This is a genomic window from Pseudothioclava arenosa, assembly GCF_002358085.1.
Lineage (GTDB): Bacteria > Pseudomonadota > Alphaproteobacteria > Rhodobacterales > Rhodobacteraceae > Pseudothioclava > Pseudothioclava arenosa.
Window position 1 is genome coordinate 1 of record NZ_NTJD01000018.1, and the last position, 6522, is coordinate 6522.

5 protein-coding genes and 1 pseudogene are annotated in these 6522 nt (G+C 61.3%); 4 read left to right on the plus strand and 2 right to left on the minus strand.

Features of this window, described 5'->3' with window-relative positions:
• From CLN94_RS13695 to CLN94_RS13700, 3 genes are all read left to right on the plus strand, one after another.
• Positions 1-447 (plus strand): integrase core domain-containing protein (locus CLN94_RS13695; protein ID WP_143598939.1); only part of this gene is annotated, 447 nt, incomplete at its 5' end.
• A gap of 28 nt (positions 448-475) precedes the next feature.
• Entirely contained in the window at positions 476-958 is a 483-nt protein-coding gene (locus CLN94_RS13870; protein ID WP_143598940.1) for a hypothetical protein, read from the plus strand.
• 914 nt (positions 959-1872) lie between these two features.
• The gene (locus tag CLN94_RS13700; RefSeq protein ID WP_096434584.1) at positions 1873-3357 is read left to right on the plus strand and encodes a multicopper oxidase family protein; all 1485 of its coding nucleotides are present in this window, start codon (positions 1873-1875) and stop codon (positions 3355-3357) included.
• 37 nt (positions 3358-3394) lie between these two features.
• On the opposite strand, the gene CLN94_RS13705 is transcribed toward CLN94_RS13700, so the two are convergent.
• Complete coding sequence (locus CLN94_RS13705; RefSeq protein WP_096434586.1) at positions 3395-5845, minus strand: heavy metal translocating P-type ATPase; 2451 nt, start codon at positions 5843-5845, stop codon at positions 3395-3397.
• A 288-nt stretch (positions 5846-6133) separates the two neighbouring features.
• On the opposite strand from CLN94_RS13705, the pseudogene CLN94_RS13710 reads away from it, so the two are divergent.
• Positions 6134-6348, plus strand: a pseudogene (locus tag CLN94_RS13710) (hypothetical protein); the annotation flags it as partial.
• 13 nt (positions 6349-6361) lie between these two features.
• Here the strand turns inward: CLN94_RS13710 and CLN94_RS13715 are convergent.
• On the minus strand, positions 6362-6522 hold a 161-nt coding region (locus CLN94_RS13715; protein ID WP_143598934.1), incomplete at its 5' end, for an IS3 family transposase.

Here is a 6522-nt window from a genome sequence, read left to right on the forward strand (position 1 = left end):
GCGGACACCAGCCTGTCCGGCGCACGGGTTGCCCGGGAGCTCAGCGCCCTGATCCGGATCTACGGCAAGCCCGGCTGCATCGTCAGCGACAACGGCACCGAGTTCACCAGTCGGGCGATCCTGAAATGGGCTGACGAGAACACCGTGCCGTGGCACTACATCGATCCCGGCAGGCCGCAGCAGAACGCGTTCATCGAAAGCTTCAACGGCAGCCTGCGGGACGAGCTGCTCAACGAGGAAATCTTCGACAGCCTCGACGACGCACGGCGAAAGCTGGCCCTCTGGCGCTACGACTACAATGCGGTCAGGCCGCATTCCTCGTTGAAGAACCTGACGCCGCAGCAAGCGCGCCGGACGCTTGAGCAATTTGAGGGCCCCGCGCCCGGCGCGCTTGCGCCAGATGCGGAACCGGAATACCAAAATCCAACCTGCAGACTCTCGTTATGAATGAGGGACCAGCAGGGGGCAGGTCAAAGTGGAGCATGGCCCTCGACCGGATCGCCTGCAACGCCACGCCTTAAACTACGCCAATTGTTTCAACCTGTCGCAATCGGGCCGCTATCACCAACGCCGCGCCCTGCAGACGCGCCTTGAACAGACCGCCAACCCCTTAAAAATCATGTGTATCGGTTACGGTTCGGCGATTTCTCCCTTCGCATGCAAATGCCTAGACCATCAGGCCGAAGGGTTCGACATCGAGTCGCCCATGTATTTCGAGATGGCGAAAATTCTTGGCGTCAACATCCGCGACTACACCGTCAAAGCCCTGCCCCTCTGCCCGACGACATTCAAGGCTTCGATCCGTTTTCCGCAATTGCGATCCAGTTCGACCGTGAAGATTTCAGCACCAACAGCCATACGCCCTGAGAACTGGAAGAATGGCAGTTTTCCCTCAGGTATCTGCCCATGCGCCTCCCCCCCTCCCGGCGGGCGGATTGTCCGTCGTCAGATGATTTGAGACGCTAGGGGCTGATCGAGAACGGAGGGCCTGGCTCGTTGTGGTTTCAGTTTATGCCGCGTTCTGGCGCTCCACTTGCCACCGCGGGTGACTCTAGCCTCTCGTAGAAGTGGTAGTCTTAGCTCTATGACTGCCCACCGTTGCCGTCGCCTATCTAGAAGAAAATCCAAAATCTGGCGCTTCATGCCTCATTTGTGTTAACTTAAGCGCGCTGTTATCAATAAAATAAGGAATTTCGCGGCTCACCTTAGCCTGATCGATGTAACATTTCGAACCTGTTTCAGGACTTCAGAAGTGCGTAATGAACATGAAATGTTACCTCTGGGAAGGTCGATGTAACGGCCTCAGCTCGGCCTACCGCCCACTCCTTCGCGGCATGTGAGCAACGGTGTCCGGCTCTTGTGCAGTTCGACGGCACTCACATCTGAATCGCGCCCCGAAATATTGAAGCTCACACACCGGCTTGTTTCCTGGTGTCCCTTGGGGGCATGTCTTGATGCCGCAATAGTCAACTGACAGATCAGCAGCGCCACGCTATGGTGCTCGCATGTGGATCGCGGCCATGTTCCTTCGCATGCTGACCGTAACCGTTCTTGCGGCCGGCCTTGGATTATCAGCGACGGACTTCACGCCCACTCTCAGAGCGGAGTCCCAAGCGCACGCTTGGCAGATTGGGCATAATACACCGGCTCCCGCGCTACAGGACGAGGCCTGCCGACAGCATTGCCTTAGCGTCATAGCGATCATAGCTTCGCCCCATACAACGACGGGATCACGGCGCATGGCGTCCCTCGACTTCACTTCTCTCGAAGAGGACAAGCCTTCCCTCTGGCCAGAACCTGAAGGTCATCCGCCACGCGCCTGATCTTCAGACCCTCGGAAGTCCTCTAAAACGTTCTGTCCTGGAGATCACTATGACCCAGCTTTCCCGTCGCGGCTTTCTTGCCGCCACTGCGGCCTCGGCCGCTTCGCTTCTCATGCCTGCGCGAGTGCGCGCCGCCACAGATAGTTTTGCCCTAAGCGCTACAACCCGAGTGATCGAGGTTCAGGGACGCGCTGCGACCGTTATGGGCTTGATCAATGCCCAAGGTGGGCAGGGGTTGATGCTTGAGCCCGGCCAGCGTTTCCGCGTCGATCTGACCAACACTCTCGACGTAGAGACGATCGTGCACTGGCATGGCCAGATCCCGCCGAATGCGCAAGATGGTGTGCCAAATACCAACGCCATGCTGAAACCCGGTGAGACGCGCGCCTATGACTATGCCCCGCGCCCAGGCACTTTCTGGATGCACAGCCACATCCCAGAACAAGAGATCGGCCTCCTTGCCGCCCCGCTTATCGTGCGCAGCGCAGAGGATGCCCGGGCCGATCGGCAGGATGTGATCATGTTCCTGCATGACTTCGCTTTCCGCACCCCGCAGGAGGTTCTGGCGGAGGTGAGCGGAGGCTCTGCCGTGGATCACACAAACATGGATCATCAGGCCCCACCGGTTACAGGCGGCATGGCGCAGATGAGCGGCATGATGGGAATGGGCAACATGCCTGGGATGATGGGCGGAATGCACGGCATGGGCAGCATGGCGATGGACCTTAATGACTTCGAGTTCGATGCCTATCTCGCCAATGACCGGACACTCGACGATCCCGAGGTGATCTCCGTCGAACGCGGTGGCCGTGTCCGGTTGCGGGTGATCAACGGCGCCTCGATGACGGCCTTCTGGATCGATCTTGGGTCGCAGACCGGGCGCCTGGTGGCCGTCGATGGCGAACCCGTCGTGGCCTTGGCAGGCAGCCGTTTTTCCGCCGCTCCGGCCCAGCGCCTCGACATCGAGATCGACCTGCCGAACGATGGGGTGGCGGTGCCGATCCTGGCGTTGCGCGAAGGCGCACGCGAGCGCACCGGGATCATCCTAGCCCCGACCGGTGCCGAAGTGCCCCGCATTCCCGCGCTGTCCGAGGTTGAGCATCCCCCGGTTTCCAGCGACATGCAGCAGGAACTCGCGCTCCGCGCCGCGCATCCTTTGCCAGAACGTCCATTGCAAAACGGGCAGATGGTGATGCTGATGGGCGCGATGCAACCCTATGTCTGGACCATCAACGGGCGCACGTGGGAGAACCGTGTGCCCGTCACCGCTCGGTCTGGCGAGCGGGTGGAACTGATGTTCCACAACATGTCGATGATGGCGCATCCGATGCACCTGCACGGCCATGTGTTCCAGGTCGTCGAAATCAATGGAACGCGCTTTCCCGGAGCGATCCGCGACACGGTTCTCGTGCCGCCCATGAACAGCGTGACGATCGCGTTCGACGCGGGCGAAGCCGCGCCCTGGATGCTGCATTGCCACCATATGGGGCATCTTGCGACGGGGATGATGACCGAGCTTTCCATCTCGGCCTGAGGGCGAAGCGGGGGCGGCCAAACCGCCCCCGCTGAACTCACAGCTTGACCTTGCGCAGCCGAAGCGCGTTGACGATCACCGAGACGGACGAAAAGCTCATCGCCAATGCGGCCACGATCGGCGACAGCAACACCCCGAAGACGGGGTAGAGCACACCAGCTGCGAGTGGCACGCCTGCGGCGTTGTAGGCGAAGGCAAAGAACAGGTTCTCTCGAATATTGCGCATCACGGCCTCGGCCAGCCGGCGCGCGCGCAGGATGCCGGTAAGATCGCCTTTGACCAGTGTCAGGCCAGCACTTTCGACCGCCACATCCGCGCCCGTTCCCATGGCGATACCGACGTCGGCGGCCGCAAGCGCAGGCGCATCATTCACTCCGTCACCCGCCATCGCGACACGCGCACCGGATTTACGCAATTCGGCCACAAGTGCAGCTTTGCCCTCGGGCGAGATGCCCGCGCGCACCTCGTCGATACCAAGGCTGCGCGCAACGGCCAGTGCAGTGCGCTCTTCGTCACCCGTGGCCATCACGATGCGCAGCCCCTCGGCATGCAGCGCCCGGATCGCCTCGGGGGTGGTTTCCTTGATCCGGTCGGCGACCGCGATGAGGCCAACGACAACGCCGTCTCGGGCGAGGAACATGGCAGTCTTACCGTCACCCTGAAGCCGTGACGCGTCATCCGCAAGCTTGGCCACATCGGCGCCCTCGGCCCGCATCAGAGCGGCATTGCCTAGTGCGATCCGCGCCCCCTCGACCCGTCCGCGGACGCCCTGCCCCGTCACAGCCTCGAATTCAGTCGCATCAAGCCTGGGCACATCCCCTGCCCCCGCCACAATCGCCTCGGCCAGCGGATGTTCGGAGCCGCGTTCGAGCGCAGCGGCCAATGCCTTCACCTGAGCCTCATCGATCCCCAACGCGATGGTATCGGTGAGCGTCGGGCGCCCTTCCGTCAGAGTGCCGGTCTTGTCGACGATCAGTGTATCTACCTTGGCGAAGCGCTCAAGCGCCTCGGCATCACGGATCAACACGCCAGCATGGGCACCACGCCCCGTCCCGACCATCACCGACATCGGCGTGGCGAGGCCCAAGGCGCAGGGGCAAGCGATAATCAGCACAGAAACCGCTGCGACGAAGGCGTAGCCAAGCGCCGGGCTTGGCCCGAAGGCGAGCCATGCGATGAAGGAGAGAACCGCGCAAAGGACGACTGCGGGCACGAAAATCATAGAAACGCGATCAGCCAGCGCCTGTATGGGCGCACGAGAACGCTGTGCCTGACCAACCATTGCGACGATCCGGGCAAGAGTCGTTTCGGCGCCGACTGCGCCTGCCTCCATGACAAAGCTACCCTGCTTGTTGAGGGTGCCACCGGTCACCGTATCGCCTATGGACTTCTCGACCGGCACCGGCTCTCCGGTGATCATGCTTTCATCCACGGCCGAATGGCCTTCGATGATCGCACCGTCCACCGGCACCGCCTCGCCAGGGCGCACACGCAGCCGATCACCGACCTGCACGCGATCCAGCGGGATATCCTCATACCCCGCCTCGGTCACACGGCGAGCCGTCTTGGGCGCGAGGTCCATCAGCGCGCGGATCGCGTCACCGGTTCGCTCACGTGCGGTTAGCTCCATGATTTGTCCGATAAGAACGAGGATCAGGATCACGGCGGAAGCCTCGAAATAGACCGGCGGCAGACCGTGGTGATCGAGGAGCGCGGGCGGGAAGATGCCCGGCGCAACAAGTCCCGCGACCGAGAACAGGTATGCGGCCCCGGTGCCTAGCGCGATCAGCGTCCACATGTTTGGCGAGCGGTTCGCGATCGACTTCCATCCCCTCACGAAGAACGGTCGCGCAATCCACATCACCGGTGTTGCCAGTGCAAACTGGAGCCACAGCAAGACCTTTGGCCCGATCCAGTCGCGGATAGGCAGGCCCAGATGCGCGCCCATCTCAAGCAGGAAGACAGCCGCCGCGAGTGGTCCGCCGATCCAGAGCCTGCGACGAAAGTCGATCAGCTCCGGGTTCGGACCGCTGTCGGCCGAGGGATGCATCGGCTCAAGCGCCATCCCGCATTTGGGGCAGTCGCCAGGATGATCCTGCACGACTTCAGGATGCATTGGACAGGTGTATAGTGTGCCCTCGGGCATCGGTTCAGCAACAGGGTGCTGCCCCGTCCAGCGCTCCGGATCTGCCGCGAACTTGTCGTGACAGCCTTGAGAGCAAAAGTAAAAGCGCTGCCCCGCGTGCTTCGCCATATGAGCGGCGGTCGCGCGATCCACGGTCATGCCGCAGACCGGGTCCTTGGCCTCAAGATACTCATCCGGCGCCGCGACGAACTTGTCGTGACATCCCTGCGAACAGAAATGATAGCGGTGGCCTGCGTGTTCTTGGCTGGGCTTGCCCGCATTCGGGTCTACCAACATGCCACAAACCGGGTCACGCGTAACCTGAGCGGCCATAGCGTGCGAATGATGATCGTGCGAAGTCATTTTGGCCTCCTTTTCTGGCTTCGCATTACCAGATGAGGTCTCCAGCAACTGGAGGGTCAAGTGGAAATCGTCACGTCTTGTGCACTGCCTTAGGGTCGGTGATCGGTCACCAATCTGAGGCGATCCCGTGTTCTCTCGCGACAAGGACCTCGCTGGACAGCGCACCATTCCCGTCAATAAGTAGCTCGGCCCCAAGAGAAGTCATTATCGTTATCGTTTCGATCGATCCACGTGGTCCTCCCCCACTGAAGTGGTCCACCGTAATGATTAGAAAAACGGAGGGCCATGATGGCTACGCAACGGCACAAGCCAGAAGAGATTGTCGCGGTTGAGGGGGCCGTCGTGCCAGTGGCACGGCGAAAGCCCCGATAACGCGGCAGGTTGAGGTGCTTGTCGGGCAGGGCGTGACGCGCGTGGATGCGATCCGGCAGGTTCGCGTAACCGAGCAGACTTATTACCGCTGGCGCAAGAAGTATGGCGGTATGGGAACCGACCAACTGAGGTGCCCCTGGTTTCCTAGACACCTGCCTCGTTCAGTTTCTGCTGCCTAGTTTCGAAGTCAACGGGCGAGAGCATGCCGTTGTTTGTGTGCTTGCGCTTCGGGTTGTAGAACATCTCGATGTACTCGAACACGTCCTGCCTTGCGGCTTCGCGGGTCAGGTAGGTGCGTCGTCGGA

Bases quoted from the DNA above. Each gene is read 5' to 3' on its own strand.
- CLN94_RS13705 (WP_096434586.1), bottom strand. From the start codon at position 5,845: ATGACTTCGCACGATCATCATTCGCACGCTATGGCCGCTCAGGTTACG.
- CLN94_RS13700 (WP_096434584.1), top strand. From the start codon at position 1,873: ATGACCCAGCTTTCCCGTCGCGGCTTTCTTGCCGCCACTGCGGCCTCG.